Annotated in this window: 3 protein-coding genes; 2 read left to right on the forward strand and 1 reads right to left on the reverse strand. The window is 53.3% G+C overall.

Annotation, left to right across the window (positions count from 1 at the left end):
* Positions 1 to 305: 305 nt before the first annotated feature.
* Complete coding sequence (locus AC2VLY_RS17530; RefSeq protein ID WP_486893980.1) at positions 306 to 1,688, reverse strand: MFS transporter; 1,383 nt, start codon at positions 1,686 to 1,688, stop codon at positions 306 to 308.
* Between the two features lie 355 nt (positions 1,689 to 2,043).
* Here AC2VLY_RS17530 and AC2VLY_RS17535 point away from each other — a divergent pair, with 355 nt between their 5' ends.
* Positions 2,044 to 2,766, forward strand: a complete 723-nt coding sequence (locus AC2VLY_RS17535) for a tetratricopeptide repeat protein (protein WP_486922745.1) — start codon at positions 2,044 to 2,046, stop codon at positions 2,764 to 2,766.
* The coding region (locus AC2VLY_RS17540) for a twin-arginine translocation signal domain-containing protein (RefSeq protein ID WP_486922747.1) at positions 2,763 to 2,857 on the forward strand (95 nt) is incomplete at its 3' end. The genes AC2VLY_RS17535 and AC2VLY_RS17540, both read left to right, overlap by 4 nt.

A 2,857-nucleotide genomic window follows, 5' to 3' on the forward strand; every position in this document is an offset into this window, starting at 1 on the left:
CAAATTTATACGGGTCTGGTTTTTAGGGGGCCGGAACTGCTTCGCGAGATTTTGCTGGAGTTACCCGATCTGTGTCAGAAAGATGGTTTTGCTCAGATCAGTGCCGCACGGGGAACGGCCAGCAATGTTGAGGAATAAAACAGTCATGATTTATTGGTCACGCTTACTGTGCTTATTGTGCCTGCTGATTTCTTTGGCGGGCTGCGCCGCCGTGTCCGATACCGCTTCAGCGACCGGTGATGTGGTTGATGCTGGTACCTCACTGATCCCCTGACTCTGGATTCAGCGCCTTTGGCGTTAGACCATCAGGCAGCACGCTGACTGCCGGGCTCCAGCATTTCCGGCAAAGCCTGCCCTGCCATCTCCGAACCCAGCCACCAGGTCGTGAGCACCCCAATTAATCCTGCTCCCGCCAGTACCAATAATAATCCGCCATTACCCAATTCGGCCTGGAGCGTGGGCAGGAAAAACACACTGACCACCCCACCAAAGCGGCTGAAGGCGGTAGCAAAGCCGTGGCCTGTGGCCCGTAATTCAGTAGGATACAGTTCGGTTGGGATAATCCAGGTGGTATTGCCCGGTCCAAAACTGTTGGCGATTTGCCAGATGATCAATCCTGCCGCGACAATAATAAAAGGCGGCTCGCCGGAGAGCGCAAAGAGCCCGACCAGGCCCAGGCTGATGGCGTCCCCCAGAAAACCCCAAATCTGGGCACGGCGCCGTCCAATGCGGTCAATCAGCAGGGCCAGAGGAATCCAGCCCAGCACAAAGCTGGCTGTAAAAAAGCTATTCCCGATGATGGCCTGTTCCGGCGTTTTCAGCCCCATGTGCATGAGCATAAAGGGCAGAAAAATACCCAGGGCATAGCCCATGACATCCATCATGAACCAGGGTACACAGGCGTAAATGGTGCGCCGCAAATATGGCTTACTGAAAAGCATGGTCCACGACACATTTCGGCTGGCCTGCATGCTGGAAGCGGTTTCCTGGACCAGACGTTCCCGTTCATGGGCATCCACATCCGGCACCAGCCAGCGTAAAACCTGTGCGGCTTCCTGCAGGCGGCCCCGATAAATATACCAGCGCGGCGACTCCGGCAAACTGCGCCGCAACCAGAGTACCAACACCGCCGGCACTGCGCCGGATGCCAGCATCCAGCGCCAGGCATCCGGGCCCGTATTCAGCAATGCCAGGCCCACCAGACTGGAAAGTAGCGCGCCCCCCATCCATAACCCGAAAATCCAGGTCATGGCCGACCCGCGCTTGTTTTTGGGCATGAATTCAGCAATGTAAGTGGAACTCAAGGGATAATCTGCGCCAACCCCAAGCCCAAGAATGAAGCGCAAAATGACCAGAGAGGTGATGTCCCAGGCAAATCCGGAAAGCAAGGCCGCAAAGAAAAATGCCGCAATATCAATTAGATAAACCGTTTTGCGGCCATAACGATCCGCAATAATACCGCCAAAAAGTCCACCAATCAGTGCGCCCACCAGCGCCGCAGTACCCAGCAATCCCAGCAGAGTTGGCCCCAGATGCCATTGCGGTTTGAGCAGAATCAGTACAATAGCCATGATACTCAAATCATAACCATCCAGAAAAATGCCGAGGCCGGATGCCCAGAGAATCCGCCGATGCCGCCTGGTAACTTTCTGTTCGTTATCTATTGCACTGAGTAGGTTACTCATCATCTCGCCATCAAAGCCGTTGTAAAGCGTTCACCATAGCACGCCAATATGACACTTTTATGACAGTCCCTTAAAGAAATAGATGAAAAAACAGGGTTTACCTGACTTTTGTGAGCATTACGCTTTTCGTTATAGACCGTTGCTTAAAAAACACTGGTCATGAGTTTTTATTAATACCTATCCTAAGCAAAATACAGCCCAGAAAATATCATATTTTTGTCATAAAACATTCACAATACTGTCACATTACTCTGATATGATGTTTTCAATAGAAAATTTAACAGGTTAATTCACTATTTACCCATTTTTGAGGATCGAGATGCCAATCAGAAATTTCAGGTTTTCGGCAATCGGTATCATGTTGATGCTTATTCCTTTCAGTCAAGCCCTTGCTCAGAACAGCACCTCACCCATTGTCATGGGCAACACCGCCAATCCGGGCGCCGTTGCGGATGCCTATCTGGCCCATGCCCGGGCCATCCGCAAGGCGGATGCACCCATCGTCCATCTGCTGAATCATTCTGCTTATACCCAGGCGGTACCCCTCCTCAAAAAAGCGGCGGCGGACAAGGACGATTTCTGGGCTGCGGACACTCTGGGTCATTTGTATCAGGCAGGTTTGGGCGTTTCCGCAAACTCCCAGACCGCTTTCCACTGGTATCTGCAGGCCGCTGAGGCGGGAGATCGTTTTGCCCAGCGTCAGGTAGCCAATGCCTATCTCAATGGCTGGGGCGTCACCCGCAATCCCCGACGGGCAGCTTTCTGGTTTCGACAGGGTCTGATGGTTCCGCAAGTGGTCAATGCCGATTTCTGGTTAGGCAAAACCTATGCAGCGGGCAGACTCATGCCGAAAAATCTGACCAAGGCGGCCTGGTATGAAGGGCGCAGTCTTGCTCTGCTGAAACAATTGGATACCGAGCACGTGGGTGCTGCCGCCTATGACCTCGGCATTGCCTACTGGCACGGGTATGGGGTCAAAAAAGACGCTCATCAGGCCGAACAGTATTTCCAACGCGCCCTGGCGGAGCACTATCCGGCTGCGGCTGCTGCCCTTCAGCATCTTGAGGAGAAAAACACATGAGACGTCGCGATTTTTTAAAAAGCCTGGGGGCTGGTGCCACGCTGACGGCCTTTCTGGGCAGTTCGGTAGCCCGTGCTGCCATGCTGCCCGC

This window comes from Acidithiobacillus sp. TH-A36, from assembly GCF_057473445.1.

Excerpts from the sequence above, each read along its gene's own strand:
- AC2VLY_RS17530 (WP_486893980.1), bottom strand. The coding sequence starts at position 1,688 with ATGATGAGTAACCTACTCAGTGCAATAGATAACGAACAGAAAGTTACC.
- AC2VLY_RS17535 (WP_486922745.1), top strand. The coding sequence starts at position 2,044 with ATGTTGATGCTTATTCCTTTCAGTCAAGCCCTTGCTCAGAACAGCACC.